This window comes from Streptomyces sp. NPDC001480, assembly GCF_042894725.1.
Taxonomy (GTDB): Bacteria; Actinomycetota; Actinomycetes; order Streptomycetales; family Streptomycetaceae; genus Streptomyces.
In genome coordinates, this window is sequence record NZ_JBIAVX010000016.1 from 99,837 (window position 1) to 122,739 (window position 22,903).

General features: G+C 73.8%; 21 protein-coding genes and 1 pseudogene. 11 read left to right on the forward strand and 11 right to left on the reverse strand.

The window, feature by feature from the left end; translation table 11 throughout:
• The first annotated feature begins 165 nt into the window (after nucleotides 1–165).
• Nucleotides 166–726 carry an NADAR family protein gene (locus ACFY01_RS34095; protein WP_390739633.1) on the forward strand — a complete coding sequence of 187 codons (561 nt, stop codon included), beginning with the start codon at nucleotides 166–168 and terminating at the stop codon, nucleotides 724–726.
• A gap of 21 nt (nucleotides 727–747) precedes the next feature.
• Here ACFY01_RS34095 and ACFY01_RS34100 read toward each other — a convergent pair whose 3' ends face one another.
• Nucleotides 748–1,533 (reverse strand): DUF4190 domain-containing protein, encoded by a 786-nt coding sequence (locus ACFY01_RS34100; RefSeq protein WP_390739634.1) that lies wholly within the window; start codon nucleotides 1,531–1,533, stop codon nucleotides 748–750.
• Nucleotides 1,534–1,632: 99 nt separating this feature from the next.
• Here ACFY01_RS34100 and ACFY01_RS34105 point away from each other — a divergent pair.
• Together ACFY01_RS34105 and ACFY01_RS34110 are read left to right on the forward strand one after the other, a co-directional pair.
• Nucleotides 1,633–2,756 (forward strand): annotated as a pseudogene (locus tag ACFY01_RS34105) (adenosine deaminase).
• A gap of 20 nt (nucleotides 2,757–2,776) precedes the next feature.
• On the forward strand, nucleotides 2,777–3,484 hold the full coding sequence (locus ACFY01_RS34110; protein WP_390739635.1) for a glycerophosphodiester phosphodiesterase: 708 nt from the start codon (nucleotides 2,777–2,779) through the stop codon (nucleotides 3,482–3,484).
• Here ACFY01_RS34110 and ACFY01_RS34115 read toward each other — a convergent pair.
• Nucleotides 3,466–5,163: an RNA polymerase sigma factor gene (locus ACFY01_RS34115; protein ID WP_390739636.1), complete on the reverse strand. Its 1,698-nt coding sequence runs from the start codon at nucleotides 5,161–5,163 to the stop codon at nucleotides 3,466–3,468. The two genes, ACFY01_RS34110 and ACFY01_RS34115, sit on opposite strands and share 19 nt — an antisense overlap.
• A 273-nt stretch (nucleotides 5,164–5,436) precedes the next feature.
• Here ACFY01_RS34115 and ACFY01_RS34120 point away from each other — a divergent pair, with 273 nt between their 5' ends.
• The gene (locus ACFY01_RS34120; protein ID WP_390739637.1) at nucleotides 5,437–6,648 is read left to right on the forward strand and encodes a serine hydrolase domain-containing protein; all 1,212 of its coding nucleotides are present in this window, start codon (nucleotides 5,437–5,439) and stop codon (nucleotides 6,646–6,648) included.
• On the opposite strand, the gene ACFY01_RS34125 is transcribed toward ACFY01_RS34120, so the two are convergent.
• The 6 genes from ACFY01_RS34125 to ACFY01_RS34150 form a co-directional block, all read right to left on the reverse strand.
• Nucleotides 6,593–7,117 (reverse strand): hypothetical protein, encoded by a 525-nt coding sequence (locus tag ACFY01_RS34125; RefSeq protein WP_390739638.1) that lies wholly within the window; start codon nucleotides 7,115–7,117, stop codon nucleotides 6,593–6,595. The two genes, ACFY01_RS34120 and ACFY01_RS34125, sit on opposite strands and share 56 nt — an antisense overlap.
• Before the next feature lie 57 nt (nucleotides 7,118–7,174).
• Complete coding sequence (locus ACFY01_RS34130; protein ID WP_390739639.1) at nucleotides 7,175–7,669, reverse strand: hypothetical protein; 495 nt, start codon at nucleotides 7,667–7,669, stop codon at nucleotides 7,175–7,177.
• Entirely contained in the window at nucleotides 7,653–8,144 is a 492-nt protein-coding gene (locus ACFY01_RS34135; protein ID WP_390739640.1) for an RNA polymerase sigma factor, read from the reverse strand. The genes ACFY01_RS34130 and ACFY01_RS34135 overlap by 17 nt, the downstream gene beginning before the upstream one ends.
• Nucleotides 8,145–8,245: 101 nt before the next feature.
• Nucleotides 8,246–8,854 carry a class F sortase gene (locus ACFY01_RS34140; RefSeq protein WP_390739641.1) on the reverse strand — a complete coding sequence of 203 codons (609 nt, stop codon included), beginning with the start codon at nucleotides 8,852–8,854 and terminating at the stop codon, nucleotides 8,246–8,248.
• Entirely contained in the window at nucleotides 8,851–9,231 is a 381-nt protein-coding gene (locus ACFY01_RS34145) for a sortase-dependent protein (RefSeq protein ID WP_390739642.1), read from the reverse strand. The genes ACFY01_RS34140 and ACFY01_RS34145 overlap by 4 nt, the downstream gene beginning before the upstream one ends.
• Nucleotides 9,232–9,401: 170 nt before the next feature.
• Nucleotides 9,402–12,191 carry a LuxR C-terminal-related transcriptional regulator gene (locus tag ACFY01_RS34150; protein WP_390739643.1) on the reverse strand — a complete coding sequence of 930 codons (2,790 nt, stop codon included), beginning with the start codon at nucleotides 12,189–12,191 and terminating at the stop codon, nucleotides 9,402–9,404.
• A gap of 245 nt (nucleotides 12,192–12,436) precedes the next feature.
• On the opposite strand from ACFY01_RS34150, the gene ACFY01_RS34155 reads away from it, so the two are divergent.
• From ACFY01_RS34155 to ACFY01_RS34165, 3 genes are all read left to right on the forward strand, one after another.
• Entirely contained in the window at nucleotides 12,437–13,099 is a 663-nt protein-coding gene (locus tag ACFY01_RS34155) for a LuxR C-terminal-related transcriptional regulator (protein ID WP_390739644.1), read from the forward strand.
• A 154-nt stretch (nucleotides 13,100–13,253) separates the two neighbouring features.
• On the forward strand, nucleotides 13,254–13,937 hold the full coding sequence (locus ACFY01_RS34160; RefSeq protein WP_390739645.1) for a DUF4255 domain-containing protein: 684 nt from the start codon (nucleotides 13,254–13,256) through the stop codon (nucleotides 13,935–13,937).
• A complete protein-coding gene (locus ACFY01_RS34165; protein WP_390739646.1) occupies nucleotides 13,934–15,958 on the forward strand; it encodes an ATP-binding protein in 2,025 nt (674 codons plus the stop codon). The genes ACFY01_RS34160 and ACFY01_RS34165 overlap by 4 nt, the downstream gene beginning before the upstream one ends.
• 57 nt (nucleotides 15,959–16,015) lie before the next feature.
• On the opposite strand, the gene ACFY01_RS34170 is transcribed toward ACFY01_RS34165, so the two are convergent.
• Both ACFY01_RS34170 and ACFY01_RS34175 read right to left on the reverse strand, forming a co-directional pair.
• Nucleotides 16,016–17,449, reverse strand: coding sequence for a hydrolase (locus ACFY01_RS34170; RefSeq protein WP_390739647.1), 1,434 nt, complete (start codon nucleotides 17,447–17,449; stop codon nucleotides 16,016–16,018).
• A gap of 109 nt (nucleotides 17,450–17,558) precedes the next feature.
• Nucleotides 17,559–18,692, reverse strand: a complete 1,134-nt coding sequence (locus ACFY01_RS34175; protein WP_390739648.1) for a DUF4765 family protein — start codon at nucleotides 18,690–18,692, stop codon at nucleotides 17,559–17,561.
• A 217-nt stretch (nucleotides 18,693–18,909) separates the two neighbouring features.
• On the opposite strand from ACFY01_RS34175, the gene ACFY01_RS34180 reads away from it, so the two are divergent.
• The 4 genes from ACFY01_RS34180 to ACFY01_RS34195 all read left to right on the forward strand — a co-directional run bounded on the left by ACFY01_RS34180 (nucleotide 18,910) and on the right by ACFY01_RS34195 (nucleotide 21,763).
• On the forward strand, nucleotides 18,910–20,523 hold the full coding sequence (locus ACFY01_RS34180; RefSeq protein ID WP_390739649.1) for a phage tail sheath subtilisin-like domain-containing protein: 1,614 nt from the start codon (nucleotides 18,910–18,912) through the stop codon (nucleotides 20,521–20,523).
• Between the two features lie 120 nt (nucleotides 20,524–20,643).
• Nucleotides 20,644–21,087: a phage tail protein gene (locus tag ACFY01_RS34185; protein ID WP_132856017.1), complete on the forward strand. Its 444-nt coding sequence runs from the start codon at nucleotides 20,644–20,646 to the stop codon at nucleotides 21,085–21,087.
• Nucleotides 21,087–21,608, forward strand: coding sequence for a hypothetical protein (locus tag ACFY01_RS34190; protein WP_390739650.1), 522 nt, complete (start codon nucleotides 21,087–21,089; stop codon nucleotides 21,606–21,608). The genes ACFY01_RS34185 and ACFY01_RS34190 overlap by 1 nt, the downstream gene beginning before the upstream one ends.
• Nucleotides 21,605–21,763 (forward strand): DUF6760 family protein, encoded by a 159-nt coding sequence (locus ACFY01_RS34195; protein ID WP_165955685.1) that lies wholly within the window; start codon nucleotides 21,605–21,607, stop codon nucleotides 21,761–21,763. The genes ACFY01_RS34190 and ACFY01_RS34195 overlap by 4 nt, the downstream gene beginning before the upstream one ends.
• Here ACFY01_RS34195 and ACFY01_RS34200 read toward each other — a convergent pair.
• Nucleotides 21,712–22,656 (reverse strand): hypothetical protein, encoded by a 945-nt coding sequence (locus ACFY01_RS34200; RefSeq protein WP_390739651.1) that lies wholly within the window; start codon nucleotides 22,654–22,656, stop codon nucleotides 21,712–21,714. The genes ACFY01_RS34195 and ACFY01_RS34200 overlap by 52 nt on opposite strands.
• Between the last annotated feature and the right edge of the window lie 247 nt (nucleotides 22,657–22,903).

Genomic DNA, 22,903 nt, shown 5'->3' on the forward strand with positions numbered 1-22,903 from the left:
GTAGCTCCAGCTCGATTTGAGTGCCGATCCTGACAGAGCTAAGGGACTCCAACAAGTGATTCCGTTGTTGCCTTTTGGTTACGCGACGGAATCTGTCGACCAGGTGTCGAGTCGGCGCGGTAAAGGGGGGACGGAGTGTCAGTGGTGCGTGCCAGACTCGCGTGCATGGGGAAGATCGATGGTGTGGAAGCCCTGATCAGGGAGGTCCGCACGGGGGTGAGGGTCAAGTACCTGCACTTCTGGGGACACCGGCCGCGGCCGGACGGGCGGGTCGGCGCGAGCTGTCTGAGCCAGTGGTGGCCGTCACCGTTCGTGGTGGACGGAGTGGAGTACGCGACGGCCGAGCACTGGATGATGGCCGGCAAGGCACGGCTCTTCGAGGACGCGGAGGCGGAGCGCCGGGTGCTGGCGGCGGGGCATCCCTCGCAGGCCAAGAAGGCGGGGCGGCTGGTGCGCGGCTTCGACGAGGAGATATGGGAGCGCGAGCGGTTCCGGATCGTGGTCGAGGGCAGCGTCCACAAGTTCGCCGCGCACGATGATCTGCGGGAGTTCCTGCTGAACACCGGGGAGCGGGTCCTGGTGGAGGCGAGCCCCGTGGACCGCGTGTGGGGCATCGGTCTCGCGGCGGACGACGAGGCGGCGGCGGACCCGGAGCGGTGGCGGGGGCCGAACCTGCTGGGGTTCGCGCTGATGGAGGCACGGGAGCGGCTGGCGCACGAAGCCTGAGGGTGGCCCGGCCGTGCGGTGTCAGGGACCGGTCGTCGAGGCGTAGACGGCGATCATCACCAGGCCGAGGACGATGCCGGCGGCGCCGCAGATGATGCCGGCCAGGGCCTGGCCCCCGTTGGTCGCCTCCCCGCGGCGACCCTTGCCGCGGCCGATCACGCCGAAGATCACCGCCAGCACGCCGAGCAGGATGGCCAGCGGCCACAGACAGAAGCAGATGGCGGCCAGGATGCCCAGCGACAGCGCCGCCGTGCCCATCCCGTTGTCCGGCGCCGCCTGCACACCGGGCCAGCCGTATCCGTACCCGTGCCCGTACCCGGCCGGGTAACCGTAGGGAAGCTGTCCGGGACCGTCCGGGGCTATGGGCGGCGGCGGGACGGGGGCGTACAGGGGCTGCGGGCCGGTCGCGGCGGGCGGGGCGAAGGGGTTCGGGGGCCCCGCCACGGGCGGCGCCGGGACCGGCGGCGGGGCGGCGAACGGGCCGGCCCAGGCCGGCGGCGCGCCCGGGAGAGAGGTGACGGTCCGCTGGTCATGGACGAAGGGCGGCGCGGAGGCGTCCGCGGCACCGGATACGGCGGTGTCACCCGGGCCCGGGTGGGAGGCCGGGGCGGCCCAGCCGCCGGGACCGGTGGGCGGGGCGCCGGACGGCACGGGCGCGGTGGCCCCGTCCGGGGTTGCCGGCTTGTCCAGGGGCACGCCGGGGCCCGAGGCGCTGGGGTGCCGGTCCGGGGGCGCGGGGTCGCCCGCCTCCTGCCCCGGGAGGGGCCCCGCGGTGTTCCCCGGAACCTGTGGCGCCTCGTCGGACATGGTCGGCGGTCCCCTCTCCTCGGCGTGCGGTCATGGTAAGGCCGGGCCACGCTCGGCACGGGCCCGGCCTACGATGATCCCCGAGTCACCGATCAGCCGATCACCGCGCCCGCCGGGACCACGGTCCACGGGCGCCGTTCCGGGGAGGAACCTTGACCGACTTCAGCGCCGTACCCGCCGCCGGCACCGCCGACCGCGGCCTGCACGCCTTCATCGCCGGGCTGCCCAAGGCCGAACTGCACGTCCACCACGTCGGCTCCGCCTCCCCCCGGATCGTCTCGGAGCTGGCCGCCCGCCACCCCGACTCCAAGGTCCCCACCGACCCCGAGGCCCTGGCCGACTACTTCACCTTCACCGACTTCGCGCACTTCATCGACGTGTACCTGTCGGTCGTCGACCTGATCCGCAACCCGGAGGACGTCCGGCTGCTGACGTACGAGGTGGCCCGCGACCTGGCCCGGCAGCAGGTGCGGTACGCCGAGCTGACCATCACCCCGTTCTCCTCGACCCGGCGCGGCATCGACGAGGCCGCCTTCATGGACGCCATCGAGGACGCGCGCAAGGCGGCCGAGGCCGAGTTCGGGACCGTGCTGCGCTGGTGCTTCGACATCCCCGGCGAGGCGGGCCTGGAGTCGGCCGAGGAGACGGCACGGCTGGCCACCGACGACCGGCTGCGCCCGGAGGGCCTGGTCTCCTTCGGTCTGGGCGGACCGGAGATCGGCGTACCGCGCCCGCAGTTCAAGCCGTACTTCGACCGCGCCATCGCCGCCGGGCTGCACTCGGTGCCGCACGCGGGCGAGACCACCGGCCCGCAGACGGTGTGGGACGCCCTCACCGAGCTGGGCGCCGAGCGCATCGGGCACGGCACCAGTTCCGCGCAGGACCCGAAGCTGCTCGCCCACCTCGCCGAGCACCGCATCCCGCTGGAGGTCTGCCCGACGTCCAACATCGCCACGCGCGCGGTCCGCACCCTCGACGAGCACCCGATCCGGGAGTTCGTGCGGGCCGGGATCCTGGTCACGGTCAACTCCGACGACCCGCCCATGTTCGGCACCGACCTCAACAACGAGTACGGGGTCGCCGCCCGCCTCCTCGACCTCGACGAGCGCGGCCTCGCCGACCTCGCGAAGAACGCCGTCGAGGCGTCCTTCCTGGACGCGGCGGGCAAGGCCAGGATCGCCGGGGAGATCGACGCCTACACCTCGGCGTGGCTCGCTTCCTGACTCCCCGCACAATGGGGGCCATGCAGACAGTGACCGCCGTGGCCCACCGCGGAGACCCCTACCGCTTCCGTGAGAACACGCTCGACTCGCTGCGTTCCGCGCTCGACCGGGGCGCGGACGCGGTCGAGTTCGACGTACGGCTCACCCGGGACGGCGTGCCCGTCCTGCTGCACGACGACACGCTGAAGCGGCTGTGGGGGCACGACCGGCCGCTGCGCTCGCTGTCAGCCGACGAGGTGCGCGGGCTCACCGCGGGCGGGGTGCCGACGCTGGTGGACGCGCTGGCCGCGACGGACGGCGCCCGGGCGATGATCGACCTGCCCGGGCGTGCCGACCCTCGCGCGGTGCGGGAGATCGTCGGCGTCGTACGGGACTGCGGGGCGCGGGACCGCGTGTACTACTGCGCCGGAGCCGAGATGATGCTCGCGGTGCGTGCCGCGGATCCCTCCGCCGAGATAGCGCTGACCTGGACGACGCTGGCACCACCACGGGCCGGCCTGCTCGACGTGGTGCGGCCGCGCTGGCTGAACTACCGCTTCGCGCTGGTCGACCGCGCCCTCGCGGCCCGCGTCCACCGCGACGGCCACCTGCTGTCGGTCTGGACCCCCGACACCCGCCGCTCCCTGCGCCGCCTGCTCGACCTCGGCGTGGACTCGATCACCACGAACCGCATCGACCTGCTGAGCACACTGCGCCCGGGTACCGCCGGCTACACCGTCGATCGCTGAGCGACCGTCGCCGGGTCGGCCGGTGCGGCGCGGGTGAGGTACTGGGGAACCGGGGCGTCGTCCTTGCCGGTGTCGCGGACGAGACCGTAGCGCTTCGCCCCCTGGGCGGGGCCGGTCGTCACGTCCTTCTCCACCGCGTCCCAGGTCGTCGGGAAGACGTTCAGCCCGTAGTCGGCGCCGCGCTCGTTCACGGTGAGGGTGACGCTGCCGTCGACGTAGAAGTACTCGTTCTGCCACATCTGCTGGGTGCCTGCGGGCAGGACGGCGTAGCCGGTGGCCGAGTCGCCCATGCCGGTGGCGGAGGCGTCGGTGTCGCTGACGGGGTCGTCCATGCGGCGGCCACCACCCGAGGCCACATGGAAGATCTTGCCCTTCAGACCGGTCCAGCTCGGCATGACCAGGCTGCCGGCCCGGTACTGCGGCGAGATCTGCCAGCGGACGAGGACGTAGCCCTGGCCGCTGAGCGTCACGCTGTCCCCCCGGTGGTTCATGGTGGCGTGCGCCCCTCCGCTGCTGGTGACGCCGGACGCGGGCCGGTGCGGCAGGGCGCCGGGCGGGGTGTCCGGGTCCGGGGCGCGGTCGACTGCGTCGACGACCGTGCCGTACGGGTCCGTCCTCTTCGAGGGGGACGACGTCGGTGAGGGGGACGCGGCCGCGGACGGCGGGTGATGGGTGCCCGGCGGCGGGGGTGCGGTCGTGGGCTGTGCCGTGGGGGCGGGCGCGGTGCGCGGGGGCGGGTCGTCGGGGGTCTGTACGACGACGTACGCGCCGCCCGCGACGATCGTCGCGCCCGCCGTCACGGCCACGGCCGGCTTGGTCAGCGCACCGAGCACCTTGGCGGACCAGCCGGCCGAGCCGGTCGTGGCCGCCGCGGTGGCGGCCACCGCCGTCTTGCCGCCTAGGGCCAGCGACAGCGTGAAGCCCGCCGGGACCGGCACCAGAGCGATCCCGGCGAGGAGGCGTGCCGCCGGTACGACCGACTCGCGGGTGTCGCCGCAGTAGCCGCAGCCCCTGACGTGCCGGGCCAGCCGTTTGCGCCACACCGAGTCGGGGCGGCCGTCCCAGCGGGCGGTCAGCTCCCGCAGTTCGGGGCACGCCCCGTCCAGGGCGCGCACGATGCCGCGCGAGGTCTCCAGTCGCTCCTTCATCCGCTGCACCCGCACGGCGGCGTGCTGCCGGCTGATGCCGACGGCCGCCGCCAGTTCGCGCCGGGTCAGGTCGCCGGCGACCTCCAGCCACCACAGCGACAGCAGTTGCCGGTCCTCGGGGTCCAGCCAGCGCACCGCCTCCGCGACCTCGCGCCGCTGTCCCTCCAGTTGGAGCTTCAGCACGGTGAGTCCGGCGAAGTCGGCGGCGTCCTCGGGCACGTTCTCGTCCAGCCGCCGGTCCGTCCTGCGGCGGGACCGGTCCCGTATCTGCCGCATGGCGATGGCCATCAGCCAGGACCGGAAGCTGTCCGGGTCCCGCAGGGCGCCCAGGTTGCCGACGGCCCGCAGCATGGTCTCCTGGACGACGTCATCGACGTCGGCGTGGCCGTTCAGCGCCCGGCCGACGACGTTGTACACCAACGGCAGCCAGCCCTGGACCAGTTCGTCCATGGCCCGCCGGTCGCCGTCCTGTGCCGCCGCGATGGTCGAGCGCCACTGCCGCCCGGTCCTGTCGCCCGCGTGCGTCCTCATGCCCGCACCCTTTCAGGCGGGGTCGTGCTGTTGGCAATGTCGGGGATCACAGTGCGGAGACGGAGTCGTGGGCCGGGGATAACAGTTTTTCGGGGGCCAGGGTGGGCGCGGATCACCGCTCCCTAGGGGGCGGCCCCGACAACTTCCCTATTAGTGAGCCGACTTGATGAGGGGTGCGTCAGGGGTGCGCGCCCTCCTCTCCGACGATCCGGGGACGGTCGGACCCCACGAGGATGATCACGAAGTTTCCGCCGACCTCCTCAGGAGCACCCGATGCGCGCCCGTAGCCGCACCACCCTCCTCGCCGCCTCGCTCGTCCTGGCCCTCGGCGCCGGTCCGCTGGCCGTGCCCGCCTTCGCCGCGGCGCCGGCCGCCTCGGCCTCCGCGCACAAGGCGTCCGATCCGGACGCCGCCGCCCTGCGCGAGGCGATCAAGAACCTCCCCGACGACGACGCGACCGCCGCGCTCGTCCGGGTCGGCGGCACCGACGGCACCTGGCGGGGCAGCGCGGGGGTGCACGACCTGGCGAGCGGCCGGGCCGCGGACCCCGACGCCCGCTTCAGGGCCGGTTCGACGACGAAGGTGGTGACGGCGGCGGCCGTGCTGAGGCTCGCCGCCGAGGGCCGCGTCGACCTGAACGCGTCGATCGAGCGCTACCTGCCGGGACTACTCGGGCCGAAGTTCCGGGAGCCGGTCACCGTACGGCAGTTGCTGAACCACACCAGCGGCATCCAGTCCGGCGACGGCTGGGGCGACTCCTTCGAGGAGCAGTACGCGCACCGCTTCGACACGATCACCCCGGCCCAGGTCGTGAAGTCGGCGGTGGCGAAGGGGCCGGAGTTCTGCGCCGGCGAGAAGCAGGACTACCTGAACATCAACTACACGGTCCTCGGCATGCTGATCGAGAAGGTGACGGGCCACTCGTACGCCGACGAGGCCACCCGGCTGGTGCTGCGCCCGGCCGGGATGCGGGACACGTACTTCCCGGGCACCGACCCGCGCATCCTCGGCCCGCACAACCACGGCTACCAGAAGGTGACCAAGGCCGCCGACGGGACGAAGGAGTTCGTCGACGTGACGGAGTGGAACCAGGCCGACCGGTGGGCGGCCGGGGACATGATCTCCACGACCGCCGACCTGGAGCGGCTGCTCACCTCGCTGTTCCGGGGCCGGATCGTGCCCGAGCCGCAACTGGAGGAGATGTTCACGGTCCCGGCGGGCATCGACGGCGCCACCTACAGTGCGGGGCTCCAGCGGTTCGAGTACGAGGGGCAGGTGTACTGGCTCAAGTCCGGGGGCCGGTACGGCTACAACAGCCTCATCGCGGCGACCAGGAACCTGAGCCGCACCCTCGTCTACTCGGTCGGCTCGACGGACGCCAAGGGCGAGGCCATGAACCCGGTGGCCCAGCGGATCGCCCTGGCCGCGCTCAAGCAGCCGGAGCAGGAACCGGGTTCGGCGAACCGAGCGCTTCCAGCCGCTTGATCTTCCGCCGTACGACGTACAGCGGGACGACTCCGAACACCCCGAACGACATGTCGATCAGGCTCCACCAGAAGGGGATGTGCCGGATCGGCCCGCAGATCAGCGCGAGCGGGATGATCCCGGCGCAGGCGATCATCCCGGACTCGACGACCCAGATGTTGCGGACGGGGTCGCGGTACGGCCCGTAGAAGGCGACCGCGATGACCAGGTGGGCGAAGGCCAGCCAGTCCGTGCCGTAGAGGAGGAAGGGGTACTCGGCGTCGGCGGTGTCCAGCCCCCGCCGCACGCGCGAGATCCAGTCCATCAGTCCCGGCAGGTGCTCCGGCACGGACAGCGAGCGCAGTACGTCCTCCGTCCAGCGCAGTTCGTGGACCAGGGGAAAGGCGGTGGCGCCGCTGAGCACCAGGCACACGACGAAGCAGACCAGCCAGACACGGATGCCCTTGAGTTGGGCGGCTCTGTCGCTCATGACAGGAGCGTACGCCCAGAGTTGAACGTGTTCAAAACCGGGGTTCAGTACCGGGGCTCAGGACCGGGGGCGCGTGGTCCGCTCCGAACTCACCGACGGCTCCGCCTCGGGCACCCTCGATGTCGCCGAAGCCGAGCGGCCGGGCACGGTCGTGGGGACCTTCTCGGTCGGTCCCCGACCGCGGGCCGGGCTCGATCCGGTGGGCCGGGGGGTGGGGCGAGGGCTCGGGACGGTGGTGTGACCGCGGCCGGGCGAGGACGACGGGGACGGCACGGCCGACGGACTGCTCGCGGGGGGCGGGGCGAGCGGGACCACGGGGGACGCGGGTGGCTCGTGGCTCGTCCGCAGGAACGGCAGCGCGAGGACGGCGGCGACCGCGCACGACGCGCCGACTCCGGCCGCCGCGCGGAGCACCCTGCGGCGGGCCGCTCCCCGGCGGATCTCCTCGAACCGGCCCGGGGGCGCGGCGAGATGTTCGGACGACGGGCGGAGGATGACGGCGAGGGGGTCGTCGGGGTCGAAGTCCGGACCGTCGTCAGGGTGTGTGATCAAGACTTCTCCTCAGGTGGGCGCGGAGCAGTTCACGGGCCGCGTGCAGGTCGGCCTTGACGGTTCCTTCCTTGCGCCCGGTCAGCACGGCCACCTCCCGGATCGGCATGTCAGCGTAGTAGTGCAGCAGGATCGGAGTGCGCAGTCGTTCCGGCAGCGCCTGCACGAGCAGCCGGACCGACGGGTCGGCCTGCTCGGCGGGCGGGCGGACGGCCGCTTCGACTCCGGCGCGGCGCACGGCCCTGCGCTCACGCTCCAGCTTGCGCCAGTGGTCCCGGACGAGGTTGGCGGCGGTGACGTAGAGGAAGCCCCGGGGCTCAGCCACGGACGTCCAGCGTGCCCAGAGCCGGGTGAACGCCTCCGAGGCGACCTCATGGGCCGTCTCGTCGTCGTCGACCAGGCGGCGGCACCAGCCGGCCAGGCGCGGATAGAGGGCGGCGAACAGCTCGGCTGCTGCCTTCTCGCGGGACCGTTTCAACGCTCTCCATGGGGGGTTCGGACACTCGTGGGGAAGAGCCCGGGCCGGTCGCGCACGTTCCATGGGCGTGCGCCGGGCCGGCCCGGGCTCCGGGCGGCGGGTCAGGAGCCGGTGGCGCTCAGCGCGGCGAAGACGATCACGTTGTCGAGGTAGCCGTCGCCGGTGCGGGGTCCGCCGCAGGTGATGAGCCGCAGCTCAGGACGGTCTACGTCGCCGTAGACCGCGTCGGTCGGGAAGTCCGTCTTGGCGACCGTCCGCAGGGAGGTGACGGTGAACTTCGCCGACGTGCCGTTCTCCAGGCGTGCCTCGATCCGGTCGCCCCGGCGCAGCCGGTCGAGGTGCCGGAAGACCCCGTCGCCATAGGCGCCGACCGTGACATGACCGAGGATCACCGACGGGCCGACCTGGCCCGGCGTCGGCGAGTGCCGGTACCAGCCCGCCCGGTCGTGGGCCGTGACGGGGGGTACCTGCACCGTGCCGTCCTGGGCCAGCCCCAGCCTGACGATCGGGGTGTCGACCCCGATGGCCGGGATCAGCAGACGCACCGGCACCGAACGGGCCGCCGCGCGGACCGGGTGGGCCGGGGGCCGCCCGGGCGTGTGCGTGCCGGCGGGGCGGGCCGTCGCCCGTGGGGCGGGCGAGCCACCGCAGCCGGTGAGCAGCGCGGCGGCCGCCGCGCCGGCGAACGCACGCCTGGAGAGCCGGTTCACGCCCCGGTCACCCGTCGGCGGCGGACCACCAGGAACGCCGCACCGCCCAGGGCGACGGCTCCGGCGACTCCCCCGCCGACCAGCGTTCCGTCACTTCCGGAACCGTCGGACCCGGAGGCCACACCGGTGTTCGCCGCGCCCCTGGGGACGACGGCCACCTGGCCCCGGTCCCGCACCTTGCTCGGGACGGCGCTCGGCCGGGCGCTCGGGGCCTCGGTGGCACCGCGGCGCTCGCTCGGGACCGGCGAGGGTGCCTCGGTGGCGGCCGGTCGGGTGGACGGGACGGGGCTCGCGGCCCCGCTCGCGAACGCGGGCACCGTGCTCGCCAGCACGGCGGCGCACGCGAGGGCTGCGGCACTGAGGACAGTTCGGCGCATGAATCGCTCTCTTTCGTCGGCCGGCCCGCCCGTCGTGGGACGGGCCGTGTCTTGGATCGAGCGGAGAGACGAGGGAGCGGCCAGGCGGGTTGCAAAGAGATGGCAAAGTCCCGCGGCGGGCGGTGGCGACCGCTTCGGGGGGCAGGGGGCGCGGCGCTGCTGACCTCCGGCTAACGCCCGTCGGGCAGGTCCGCGTTCAGCGCCGTGCTCAGTTCGCCCCGCCGCCGTATCCCCAACTTCTTGTAGACGTTGGTCAGATGGGTCTCCACGGTGCGCCGGGCGAGGTGCAGCAGGGCGGCGATCTCCGTGTTCGTGCGGCCGTCGGCGGCGAGTTGGGCGATGCGGCGCTCGCTGCCGGTGAGGGCGCCGGAGCCGGTGCGGACGGCGCCCGTACGGCGGGCGCCACCTTCGCGCAGCGCCTCCTCGGCAAGTGAGAGCAGGCGCGGCGCGGCCAGCCGCTCGGCGCGTCCGACCGCCTCCCGCAGGCCCTCCCGGGCCCGGACGCGGTCGCCGGCGGCGGTCAGCTGCCGGCCCCGCGCGACGAGCGCGGCGACCAGCTCCGGCTCCGTGCCGGTACCGGCGTCCCGCAGCAGGCGTACGGCCTCCTCGGCCAGCTCCAGACCACGCCGGCCCCCCGTGACCGTGCCGAGCACCCGCATGGCGCGGCCCACCGTGCGGGGCGTGCCCCACACCCTGGCCAGACGCAGCTCCTCCGCGGCGAGCGCGAGCGCCTCCCGGGGGCTGCCCAGCGCGAACCGGCACTCGGCGGCGGCCGAGCGCCACGGGGTGACGACGGGGCTGACCACCTTGCGGGCCGACTGCCGTCGGCCGCACTCCAGGAAGTCGTGCAGGGCGCCCGCCGGATCGCCCGAGGCGGCGCGCTGCACGCCGCGTGCGTACAGGAACCGGTTCAGCTCCCAGGAGTCGGGCGCCGCGTGCAGGTCGAAGCCGTCGGCGAGCCGCCGCGCCTCGTCCGTACGGCCCTGTTCCACGAGTGCGATCAGGGTGAGGGCGTGCGCGTTGGCGGGCCCGGTGTCCGCGGTCACGGGCGGTTCGACGGGCAGCCGCCCGTACTCACCGCGGGCCGCCGCGATGTCGGCCCGGGTGTTGAGCAGCGCCTCGTGCATCGGGTGCAGCAGGTCGGGACGCTGACCGGCCAGACCGCGGTCCACGAGCCGGTCGGCCTCGTCCAGTTCGTCGGCCCACTGGGCGACCGCGGCGGCCGTGCCCAGCAGGAACGGCTCGGTCAGCGGGTCGGTGGGCTCGGCGAGCAGGGCACGCACCTGCTTCATCGCGTCGTCCGCCGAGGTGAGCCCGGCGGTGGCCGCGTGCCGGACGAGCAGGGCCCGGGTGGCCGGCCCGATGAGCTCGGGCGAGCGTTCGGCGGTGTCGCACAGCCACCGGTACACGTCCCGGCGGATCGACTGGTCCTGGTCGGACAGCAGCGCGGAGGCACTGTGCAGCAGACCCACCAGATCGGGGCGGTCGGCGAGCTGGCCGTCCACCGTGCGCAGCACCTCGACGGCGGCGCGGGCCTTGCCGCGTCCGGCCAGTGCGGTGCCCAGGGCGAGGGCGGCCCGGACCCGGTCCTGCGGGGCGCCGGGCAGTCGAAGGGCCTCGCTGAGCCGGGAGATCCCGGACGCGGTCCCCGGGCCGGCGCACTCCAGGGAGCCCAGTTCGGTCAGCAGCCGCTGCCGGCGCTCGTCTGGCAGCGGCTCGTCGAGGGCGCGGCGCAGGAAGGCGACGGCGTCGTCGGAACGGCCGTCGCGCAGGGCCAGGCCGGCGGCTTCCTGGAGCACTCCCGGTGCCCAGGGGTCGCCCACCGGGCCGGACAGCAGCAGCTGCCGGGCGACCGTCTCGGTGAGGGCGCCGCGGTGCAGCATCCGCTCGGCGGCCTGTCGGTGCACCGCGCGCCGCCGGGCCGCGGGCACGCCGGTGAGCACCGCGTCCCGCAGCAGGGGGTGGGCGTACCGGGTGCGGCCGTCGGCGTCGGGGGACAGCACGCCCAGGCCGGTCATCGCGGTGAGCCAGCCCGTCACCCGGGCCGGGTCGGCGTCCGCGAGCTCGGCGAGCAGCCCGCCCAGGCCATCGCCGGTGCAGCCGGGGTCGCAGACCGCCGTGCCGTCCCAGCCCTCGTCCAGGGCGGCGAGCGCCCGCGCCACCTCCGCCGTGCCCGGTCCCGCGCTGTCCAGCCACCACGACACGGCGGCGGGGTACGCGCCCGGGTACAGCGCGGCGGCGGTCTCCGGGACGGCCGGCTGCCGGTCCGGGCCGGCGAGGTCGTCGAGAAGGGCGTGCAGCAGCATCGGGCTGCCGGCGCCGGCCCGTACACAGTCGTCGACCCATGCCTCGCCGGCCGCCGGGGCCCGGGTGCGTACCAGTGCGGCCGCCGCGTCCGCGGTGAGCGGGGCGAGGGTGCGGGTGTGGACGAGGGCGGGCGAGAGGGTGTGGGTGAAGCCCGGCGCGGGCGGGTCGACGTCGTACTGGCTGCGCTCGGTGACCGCCAGCAGGATCGGCATCCGTAATCGGTCCATGTGCCGGGCGGACTCCACCAGCCAGCGGTACGAGGGGGCGTCGGCGAGGTGGACGTCGTCCACGGCGACCATCAGCGGGGACTCGTCGGCGTACTCGCGCAGGATCCGCCACAGCAGGGCGGCCTGTTCGCGCTCGCCGCCGCTGCCCTGCTGCTGCCCGAACCACTGGATGGGGCCGAGGAGTTGGTGGACGGCGGCGAAGGGGACGGTGGTGTCGCCGGGTGCGCAGCGGGCGCGCAGCACCCGCATGCCGTGGCCGGCGGCGTCCTCGGCGGCGGCCTCCAGGACGGTGGTCCGGCCGGTGCCGGTGGCCCCGCGCAGCAGCACCAGGCCGCCGCTGCCGGCCCGGGCGCGCGCGGCCCCGGCCGCCAGCAGCGCGGCGGCTTCGCGGTGTTCGCGCGGCTGGTCACCGTGCGGTCCGGACATCCCTGCCTCCTTGCTCGGACGGGTCACCGTCGTAGCCGTCGCGGTGGTCGTGGTCGTCGTGGTCGGCACGGAAGTCACGGGCGTGCTGCGGGTCACAGACCTCGTGGTCGTCGTACCGCCGATCTCGTGGTGCCGCTCGTGGTGCTCCACGATTGCGCGGGTCCCTGTGGCCCCGGGAGTGTGGGGACCACCCGCCTGCCACCGGTCCCACAGAGGTGGCACGCACGTGGACATGGGGGAAAAGCTTGCTCAGCTCATCGCGGACCACACAACCCGGCGCGCCCGGTTCCGCCGAGCGGATACCGGTGGCGGTGCACGCCCCGGACCCGATCCTGCGCGAGGGGGTGCTCAGCCAGTTGCGCCGGTACCCGGAGATCGACCTCAGAGAGGAGTCGGGGCCGGGCACGGTGGCGCTGCTCGTCGACGACGTGCTCGACGAGGCCGCGCTGACCCGGCTGCGCCGGCTGGTGCGCAGTGAGGGGGCGCGGGCGGTGCTCGTCGTGCGGGCCCTGCGGGAGGCCGAGCTGCTCGACGTGATCGAGTGCGGGGTGGGCGCGATCGTGTGGCGCCACGAGGCGACCGCGACCCGGCTGGTGCAGGCCGTCCTGGCGGCGGCCCGCGGCGACGGGGACCTGCCCGCCGACCTGCTCGGCCGGCTCATCACCCAGGTGGGCACGCTGCACCGCGGTGCGGCCGGCCGGGCGGGCGCACCCGCCTCGGGCCTGACATCACGTGAGGTGGACGTACTGCGGCTGGTCGCCGAGGGGTTCGACACCGGAGAGATCGCCAGCAAGCTGTCCTACTCCGAACGGACCGTCAAGAACGTCATGCACGGGCTGACCACGCGACTGCACCTGCGCAACCGGGCGCATGCCGTGGCGCACGCCCTGCGTGAAGGCTACATCTGACCGAACGGGCATCCGATACCGGCCCTTCGGGCACTCCGCTCTGCCCCGCCACCGTCCCCGGCGTGCCTGCGGGGACGGCCCCGTCGGAGGGCAGGATCGGGTAAGGCGGCAGGCGAACGGGCGGGGCCGGGCACGGCAGGGCGGGAGCACGACGGTGATCCACGAGGTGGACGAGGTACTCAAGGCCCTGCTCGGCGGTGGCGCGCTGACCGGTTCCGGTATCGACGTCGCGTTCGACGCCCCCACCCGGGACTGGGCCGCCCGCCGCAACGCCCCCACGATCAACGCCTACCTGTACGACATCCGGGAGGACGTGAACCGCCGCCAGCGCGGGCACGTCCCCGTGCTCGACGAGCGCGAGGTGGTCGTCAAGCGCCGCCAGCCGCCGCGCTGGTTCCGGCTGTCGTACCTGGTGACGGCGTGGACCAAGCAGCCGCAGGACGAGCACCGGCTGCTGTCCGCCGTGCTGGCCACCCTGATCCCGCGCGAACTGCTGGCACCCTCCGAACTGCCCGGTTCGCTGGGCGCGCTGGGCATGGCGGTACCGCTGTCGGTGGCCGGCATCCAGACGGAGTCGCGTTCCCTGGCGGAGATCTGGTCCGCGCTCGGCGGTGAGCTGAAGCCGTCCCTCGACCTGGTGGTCACCGCGCCCTTCCCGGCGTACCCCGAGTACGACGCCGGGCCGCCGGTCACCGAGGGCGCGGCGGTCCGCGTGCGCACCATGGACGGTGTCCCGGCCGAGGCGGAGGAACGCGCGCACCGGCCCCGGCAGGTGGCGGCGGCCCGGGCCGCCCGGAACGCGGCCCGGCGTCGTGGCGGGGCGGGCCGGGCGACATGACCACGTGGACCCCGGCCTACGACGTGACGGCACCGCCGACCGACCCCGCCGCCCCGCTCCTCGCCCGCCTCGCCGCCCTGCGCGACCGGGTCGCGCTGCTGGTCGAGCACCGCTCGGCCGGCGACCCCACGGCCGGCGACCCCCTGCGCGGCCTGTACCTGTCGGAGGAAGCGGTACGTCATCTGCTGCGCCCGGCGGAGCCCCTGCCACCCGGACCGCCCGGCCCCGCCGAGCCGCCGGACGACCGCCTGGCGGCCCTGTCCGCCCGCCTCGGCCTGACCGAGCTCGACACCGCCCTGCTGCTCATCGCCCTCGCCCCCGACCTGGACCGCACGTTCGAGCCGCTGTACGGCTACCTCAACGACGACGTCAGCAGGCGGCGGGCCACCGCCGCCCTCGCCCTCGACCTGTGCGGGATCCCCGCCCACTCGGCGGGCGCCCGGGCCCGGCTGCACCCCTCGGCGCCGCTGTGCGCGCTGGGGCTGCTCACGGTGGAGGAACCCGAACGCCCCTTCCTCGGCCGCTCGTTGCGCGTGCCCGACCGGCTCGTGGCGCACCTGCTGGGCGACGACACGCCCGACGCCGCGCTCGCCGGACAGCTCCATCCGCTGCCGGCGCCCCCGCGGTCGTACGGCGAAGTCCCCGAGGATGACGGCGAGTTCACCGGCTTCGTGCACCTGCTGGCCGCCCGGCTCGCCGCCGGTCCCCAGCTCACCGCCTATCTCCGCGAGGGCCGCGAGGGCGACGGACCGGTCTGCGTCGCCGCCGCCCTGGACAGGGCAGGCCTCCCTGCCGTGCGCTTCTCGGGACCCGAGGACCGGGTGCCCGAACTACTGCGGGAGGCGCGGCTCGGCGGGTACGCCGTCGTCGTCTCCGGGCTGCCGGACCGGCCCGGCGCGCTGCTCGGGGAGCTGTGGGCGGCGTCCGACGTCACCGTCCTGATCACCGGCCCGCGGCCCTACGATCCCCAGTGGTGCGACCACGACCCCCTCGTCCTGGAGGTGCCCCGGCGCCGCGCGGGGGCGGTGGGCACCTGGTCGGCCGTGCTCGGCGAGGAGCCCGGTTTCGACCTGGCGGCCACCGTCGCCCCGTACCACCTGCCCGACGACCGGATCGCCCGCGCCGCCCGCGCCGCCCGGGGCCTCGCCGGTTTCGAGGGCGTCCCGCTCTCCCCCGCCCACCTGCGCCTCGCCGCCCGCCAGCAGTCCGCCTCCGGTCTGGAACAGCACGCCCGCCGGATCCGCCCGGCCGTCGACTGGACCGACCTCGTGCTGCCGGACCGTCCGCTGACCCAGCTGCGGGAGCTCGCCCTGCGCGCCCGGCACCGCGACCGGGTCCTCGGCGACTGGCGGCTCAGCGCGGGCGGCGGGCGGGGCCGGGGCGTGCTCGGCCTGTTCGCCGGCGAGTCCGGCACCGGCAAGACCCTCTCCGCCGAGGTCGTCGCGGCCGAGCTGGGGCTCGACCTCTACGTGGTCCAGCTGTCGTCCGTGGTCGACAAGTACGTCGGCGAGACCGAGAAGAACCTCGAACGCATCTTCACCGAGGCCGACCGCACGGACGCCGTGCTGCTCTTCGACGAGGCCGACGCCGTCTTCGGCAAGCGGTCCGAGGTGAAGGACTCCCACGACCGGTACGCCAACATGGAGAGCGCCTACCTGCTCCAACGGCTGGAGTCCTTCGACGGCATCGCCCTGCTCACCACCAACCTGCGCGCCAACATCGACGAGGCGTTCACCCGGCGCCTGGACCTGGTGGTCGACTTCCCCTTCCCCGACGCCGGGCAGCGCCTCGCCCTGTGGCGGCACTCCCTGACCCACGTGCCCTGCGCCGACGGCATCGAACCCGGCCCGGTGGCCGCCGACTTCGAGCTGGCCGGCGGTTCCATCCGCAGCGCCGTGGTGACCGCCGCGTACCTCGCCGCGGGCCGCGGCGACGTGGTCACCGCGGCCGACCTCCTGGAGGGCGCCCGCCGGGAGTACCGCAAGGCGGGCCGGCTGCTGCCCGGCGAGGGCGGCTGGTGACGGCCGGGCGCCGCCCGGTGCCTCCGGTGATCAACCGGTGGCGGGGCGCGGCCGCCTTCACACCGTCAGCTTGATGGCCTCGAGTCGGCGCGCGTTGTCGAAGTGGCCGGCGGTGTTGAGGTCGGGGCGCGCGTTGTTGCAGGTCTGGTCGTCCCAGTTCTGGTCGCTGATCTTGACCGTGCTACAGGCCTGCCCGGAGCCGACGTTCCACACGAAGGTCACCATGTACGGATCGTCCTTCTTCGTGCTGCCGATGTAGTTGTCCTTGCCGTCGGCGACGATGGCCGTCCAGTTCGGCATCCACTTGCCCTGGCCGTTGGAAGACTGGGGGTCGTGCACCATGGCGTTGCCGGCGGAGCCCTGGACGCCGTACACCGCGACGTCGAGTTCCTTGATCGCCTTGCCCTGGCCGACCGTGCCGGCGACGGTGCCGTCGCACACCGGTTTCTGCCAGCCCTCGTCCTCGACGTAGGCGCGGTAGCAGACGTGCCGCCCGCTGGGGTCGCTCGTCGCCAGCCGGTTCACGGCGGTCGCCGCCGTGTCCGTCTTGGGTTTGGCCGTCACCGTGGCCTTGGCGCCGCCCCCGCCGCCCCCGTCGCCGGACCCGTCCGCCCCGGCCGCGGCACCGGTCTCGGCGGCCGGCGGCGCGCTGGTCATGGCGGGGGCCGGCGGCAGCGCCGGTGACGCGCTCGCGGAGGGACTGGGGGCGAGGGTGGTGCCGGCCTCGGCGGTCTTCTCGGTGGCGCCGGTGCCGACATCGGGCTTGTAGGCGATCCACAGCATCACGAAGGTGACCGCGAGAGCCGTGAAGACGCCGAAGAAGGTGGCCAGCCACCGGGGCAGGAACCCGCGCTGGACGTAAGTGCCCTCCACGGGGAGCGGGTTGGTCCCGGAGCGGAGCACGGACAGCGTGTACGGCCGCTGCTCCTTCCCCCCGAACCAGATGATCTTCCGCGGCTTCAGCGTCGCCTTCACGAACGCCGCCCGGCCCGGCTCGATCTGCACGTTGCTCGGATGGATGTCGTACGACAGCTGGTCGCCGTTGTCGCTGCCGCTGACGGACGCGGTCAGCTTGGTGTTGCCGAGGTTGTCGACGGCCAGGCGGGGCCGCCCACGGAAACGGCCCTTCACCGTCGGCGGCACCAGCTCCGCCCGCACCTCCGTGAACGGGGTGATGGTGAGGTTGCCCTCGGGGACGGTCGTCGCCTCGGGGTGCTCGGTCGGCGTGATCCGCACCGCGTACGGGTTCGGACCGGCGGTCGCGTCCGGCGTACGCGGCGGCGCGAACGTCAGCTCCACCGTCCCCGTCGTCCCCGGATACAACCGCAGCGTCTGCGGCTCCACCGTCGTCCACGGCGCGACCGGCCCCACCGGTTCGAAACGGTACTCGTCGACCACGTCACCGGTGTTGCGCAACCTCATCCGCACACGGGTACTGCCACCCGGATCCACCGTCGCGGATGCCGGTTCCAGAGAAGTCCACAGACTCATGCGCCGAGGCTACGAGGACGCCCGGAGCCGGGTCACCGGTCGCAGGGGCAGACGACCGGTACGGAACGGGCCGGGTGCGCTGCCCCAACGGCCCAGCGCGGCAGGCGAGTCAGGAGGCGTTCACGGCGCGCCCCTGCGTCTTGCCCCGGCTGCGGTCCACGATGGCGACCACCTGGACCGGCGCTCCGGGCAGCGCCACCCAGCCCTCTTCGGACTGGGAACCACGGGTGAGGTACTTGGCCTTGATGCGCACCACGACCACGCCCCGCGCGCCCTGGCGGCTGAACTGCCGCGAGATGTAGCGGTCCGCGGTGAACTCCGGGTAGAGACGTCCCCGGCTGACCTGGGCGCCGGCCTGTGCCTCGGTGGGCGCGGGGGTGTTGGCGTCGGAGGTGACACCGCCGGCCGAGTTGTTCTCCGCCATCGCGCGGATCCTCGCCATGTCGTCGCCCCGGTACAGGGTCACCACGGTCTCGCCGCCCGCCTCCACCGCGGCCGCCACGGCGCTGTCGGACGTCGGCGCCGGAAGTTGCGCCTGCTGGGCGGTGAGGTCGTCCTCGGAGCTGTAGTCGTCGTCGCTCTCGGTCAGTTGGCTCGGGTTGGTGGCCAGCTCCAGCACACGTTGCACGGAGGGCGCGCTCGCGGGGGCCGCCGGGCCGGCGGCGCCGTCACGGACCGCACGCTGTGCGGGGACCGGGCCCGCCATCACCTGCCGGGCGGTCTCCTCCGCCTGCTTCTCGGCCCAGTCGGAGGGGTCGGACACGCGCAGCCCGGAGCCGTTGTCCGTGCCCGGGACGGCGCCCTGGCTCTGCTGGATGACATGCGTCAGTTCATGGGCGAGGGTGGGCTTGTCCGTGCCGTCCCACACCACGTGCGAGCCGGAGGTGTAGGCCTTCGCGCCGATCTCCGCCGCCGACCGCTGGGCCACCGTGTCGGTGTGCACGCGGACCCCACTGAAGTCGGCGCCTCCGTAACGGGCCTCCATCTCCGTGCGCAACGGTGTGTCCAGGGGCTGCCCGGGGGTGCGCAGCACCTCGTGCACCGTCGACCGCTCCACCGACGGGCCATGGCCGCAGCCCTCGGAGTGCTCGTGCCGTTCCTCCTGCACCGCACGGGCCACCGCCGCGTTGCCCGCCGCCCGCTGGAGTGCCAGCATGCGTTGCACGCGGGTGACCGGCGCGGCCGTGCGGCGGGCGGTGTCCTGATCGGCGGTTCGCTGGGCCGGTGATCCGTGGGCGCGCACAACGTCCCCCTCGACGCTCGGTAACTGGTCTTCCAGCCTTACGGGACCGTGCCGGACGCCGGAAGGTACCCAGGGGCATACCCGGGGGCAACGCGATGCACTGCCCGTCGGGGCAAGGGGCCTGCCCCCGCCTCGGCACCGCAGGCCATTTCGGCGGGTGTCGTGCGCGCGTGAGGCTGGAGGGCGTTCCTGTCTCGTACCCCGAGGAGAGCAGAGCATGCCGTCCTACCTGTCGCCCGGCGTCTACGTCGAGGAGGTGGCCAGCGGCTCGCGCCCCATCGAGGGGGTGGGCACGTCGGTCGCGGCCTTCGTGGGACTCGCGCCGACCGGTCCGCTGAACGAGCCGACGCTGGTGACCAACTGGAGCCAGTACGTCGCCTCCTTCGGTGAGTTCACCGAGGGGTACTACCTCGCGCACTCCGTGTACGGCTTCTTCAACAACGGCGGAACGGCCGCCTACGTGGTCCGCGTCGGCGGCTCCGCCGAGGGCGCGCCCGTCGACGGCTCGGCCGGCACCGCGCCCGCCGCCGTGACCGGCGCCGCCGCCCCTGTCGCGCTGCCGCCGGCGGAGCCTCGGCAGCTCGGCACGTTCGCGGTGACGGCCATCGCCCCGGGCAGCACCGGCTCGCTGAGCGTCGAGGTCGCCGACCCGGAGGGCGAGGGCCCGGCCGAGCGGTTCAAGCTGATCGTCAAGGACGGCGACAGGCCCGTCGAGAGCTTCGACGTGACCGCCAAGAAGGGCGGCCGCAACTACGTCGTCACGCAGGTCAAGGAGCGCTCCAAGCTCATCACCGTCACCGAGGCCGCGCCGGCCGCGCAGCTGGCCCGCCCGGACAACCAGACGGTCGCCCTCCCGGCCCCGGCCGCCGCTCCCGCCGTACCGTCGTCCGGTGCGTCGTCGGGTGCTCCGGAGGAGTCGCACCCCGGCCCGGCGACGTACCTCGGCGACTCCGCCGACCGCACCGGCTTCGGCGGCCTGGAGGCGATCGACGAGATCTCCATGGTCACGGTGCCCGACCTGATGGCCGCCTACCAGCGCGGCGCGATCGACCTGGAGGCCGTCAAGGCGGTCCAGCTCGGGCTGATCGCGCACTGCGAGCTGATGGGCGACCGGGTCGCGATCATCGACCCGCCGCCGAGCATGAACGCCCGTCAGATCCGCGTCTGGCGCCAGGAGACCGCCGGTTACGACTCCAAGTACGCGGCGCTGTACTACCCGTGGATCAAGACCTTCGACCCGGCGAGCGGCCAGTCCCGGCTGATCCCGCCGAGCGGCCACGTCGCCGGCGTCTGGGCCCGCAACGACTCCGAGCGCGGCGTCCACAAGGCGCCCGCCAACGAGGTCGTACGCGGCGCGGTCGACCTGGAGATCCAGATCACCCGCGGCGAGCAGGACCTGCTCAACCCGATCGGCGTCAACTGCATCCGCGCGTTCCCCGGCCGGGGCATCCGTGTCTGGGGCGCCCGCACCCTCTCCTCCGACCCGGCCTGGCGCTACCTGAACATCCGCCGGTACTTCAACTACCTGGAGGAGTCGATCCTGATCGGCACCCAGTGGGTGGTGTTCGAGCCGAACGACCACGCCCTGTGGGCCCGCATCCGGCGCAACATCTCGGCGTTCCTGGTCAACGAGTGGCGCAGCGGCGCGCTCTTCGGCCAGCGGCCCGAGGAGGCGTACTACGTCAAGTGCGACGAGGAGACCAACCCGCCGGAGTCGGTCGACGTCGGCCGGGTCGTCTGCGAGATCGGCATCGCCCCGGTCAAGCCCGCCGAGTTCGTGATCTTCAGGCTGGCCCAGTTCTCCAGCGGCAGCGGGGAGTTGGAGGAGTAGGACCCACCTGTCGTACGCCCTGTTCGTACGGCGACTTCGTACGGCGACTTCGTACGGCGATTTCGTACGGCCTTTTCGTACGCCTTTCTCCAGTAGGACCCTCACAAGGACAGCGAACACATGAGTCTCCAGCCGGGTGACGCCCTCACCTCACACAACTTCGGCCTCCAGATCGACGGCGTGATGGTCGAGTACCTGGCCGAGGTCAGCGGCCTCAGCATCGAGCAGGACGTCATCACCTACCAGCAGAACACCCCCAACGGCCAGAACGTGGTCAAGAACCTGCCGGGTGTGAAGAAGAACGGCACCTGCACGGTCGTCCGCGGTATGACCCAGTCGGCCTCGTTCACCCAGTGGATCAACGAGTCCATCTCGGGGCAGATGACCACGGCCCGCAAGAACGCCTCCATCATCATGATGGACTTCCAGAACAACCCGGTGAAGCGCTACCACCTGCGCAACGCCTGGTGCAACAAGATCGACGCGAGCACGGTGAAGGCGGGTGAGGCGTCCGCCCTCACCGAGACGGTGACCATCGCGTTCGAAGAACTGGTCATCGAGTAATGCGGCGTACGGCTGCCAGGGCCGGCGGCGCCGTCTCCTACTCCGGCACGGAGGCGCCGGGGCCGGAGGCGGGTGTGGACGTGTCCGGGCCGGGACCGGAGCCGCTGCCGGCCCCTGCTCCGGGGCCCGCCCCCGCGCGGCTACAGGAGTCACTGCGCACGGAGTTCCCCTTCCAGCTGCCGCGCGGGTACGTCGACGAGGCGGGCACCGTCCACCGGGACGGCGTGATGCGTCTGTCGACGGCGCGGGACGAACTCGTCCCGCTGCGCGATGTGCGGGTGCAGGAGAACCCGGCGTTCCTGTCCGTGGTGCTGCTGGGCCGGGTCATCACCCGGCTCGGCACACTGCCCCTGGTGCACGACGGGATCGTGGAGAACATGTTCGCCTCCGACCTGGCCTTCCTCCAGGACTTCTACCGCCAGATCAACGCGGAGGGCCACACCCGGGCCGCCGTGCGGTGCCCGCACTGCGCGGAGCCGTTCGAGGTGGAACTCGGCGGGAGCCGCCTGGGGGAATCGTGACGTACGCGACCGACCGGCTGCACGAGGAGATCGCGTACGTCGCCTACCACTTCCACTGGAGCCTGGAGGAGATCCTGGACCTGGAACACCACGACCGCCGCCGTTACACGGACCAGATCGCGTCCCTGGTGACGCGGGCCGGCGCGGAGGGCTGAGCGGTGGGTTTCCTGGACCGGTTCCGGAAGCGGGTGCCTGCCGAGGGCGCCGCCGGTGACGCGGTGGGCCCGGAGCCCGCGAGCGGTGAGGTGCGTATGGGCGGGCGGCCGGTGGTGGCCGCCTCCTGGCCGGGGCTGCCACCGATCCAGCGGGCCATCGCCCCCAGCCCGGCCGGGGTCGCCGACGCCGGGTTCGGCGGGCGGCTGCCGACGTGGCAGAACCCGTCGTTCATGGGCGCGGCCTCCCATGCGGTGCTGGACGGGCGGTCGAGCGCGATGCTCGGCGACACGTTCCGCTCGTCGGCGGCACGGCCCGTGTCCGGCCTCGAGAACCCGGCCGCCGCCCTGCCGTTGGCCGGCCCTCCCGGACAGCCGGTGGTACAGCGGACCCCGGCGGTACCGCTGCGGCTGCTTCCGCCGCGGGTGCCGGGTGGTGTGGGCGAGGGGCGGGGTACGGCGGGCACGGCCACTGCGGCCGCTGGACCGGCCTCGCCTGCGCGAGCGGTCGCGCCGAGGGGGCCGGTCGCACCGGGAAGGCCCACCGCCACGTCCGCGCCGACTCCGACCGGGGCGGCCGCGCCCGGCGGGACCGCCACGTCCAACTCCGCGCCCTCTTCGACCCCGTCCAGCGGAGACACCCCGCCGAGCGGGACCGCCGCGTCCAACTCCGCGTTCGCATTGGCCCCGTCCGGCGGAGCCATGCGTACGGGCGGGCAGACGCCCTCAGTGCCGCCCGCGTCGGCGCGGGCCGGCACGGTTGCCGGCCCGGACGCCCCGGTGGTGTCTCCCGAGCCGCCGTCCGCGCCGGCGGTGCACGCGCCGCTCCCCGTCTCCGGGCTCCGGGTGACACCCGTGCCGGCGGCGGGCTCTTCGTCCCCGTCGAGGTCCCTCACGCGGGCGCGCACCGGGGCGACGCCGGTTCAGCGGCGGACACTCCCGGTGGCGCGACGGCTCCCCACGCCCACGGGCGACGCGCCCTCGGGCCCACCGGCGTCGAAGGACAGGGACGGGTCACCCACGCCACCACCGGACGGCGGCCAGGACGCCACCACTCACGGCACCGAACCCGCACCGACGAGTGGACCACCCGCGATACCGACGCCCGACGGCCAGGACGACGCGGCCCACCGCGCCGCACCC